General features: G+C 61.1%; 1 protein-coding gene. It reads left to right on the plus strand.

What is annotated here, in order from left to right; genetic code table 11:
• Positions 1 to 618: IS481 family transposase (locus tag ACR30Z_RS22590; protein WP_434374679.1), on the plus strand; the 618-nt coding region annotated here is incomplete at its 5' end.
• Positions 619 to 622: the final 4 nt, after the last annotated feature.

The raw sequence follows: 622 nt of genomic DNA on the forward strand, positions 1-622 counted from the left end.
GAACACGCCCGCCGCTATGAATACGCCTGGCCCGGGGAAATGATCCACGTCGACGTGAAGAAGCTCGGCAGGATCCCCGATGGCGGCGGCCATAGGAGCCTTGGCCGGGTAGCCGGGGAGGCCAACTCCCGGGCCCGGAATCTGGCTGAAGGGGCCCGCAAGAACAGAGGCCTCCGCCGTGGATATACATTCATCCACCATGCCGTCGATGACCACTCCCGCTACGTCTACTCAGAGATCCACGCCGATGAGACCAAGGAAACCGCCGCCGCTTTCATGCGTAACGCGATCGCCGCGTTCGCAGCCCACGGGGTGAAGATACAGCGCGTGCTGACCGATAACGGCTCCTGCTACCGGTCTCGACTCTTTGCTCAGACTCTCACGGAGGCAGGTATCCGACACAAACGCACCAGACCCTACCGACCCCAGACCAACGGCAAAGTAGAACGCTTCAACCGCATCCTTCTAGAAGAATGGGCTTACGCCCAGACCTACACTTCAGAGGCCGCACGCCAAGCCTGCTACCCGGACTTCATCGAGCACTACAATCAACGCAGGCCACACACCGCACTCAAAGGCGCCTCACCCATCAGCCGCGTCACCAACCAACCGGGATAGTACA

Origin of the sequence: Paenarthrobacter sp. FR1 (assembly GCF_051106045.1) — a bacterium.
Classification (GTDB): domain Bacteria; phylum Actinomycetota; class Actinomycetes; order Actinomycetales; family Micrococcaceae; genus Arthrobacter; species Arthrobacter nitroguajacolicus_A.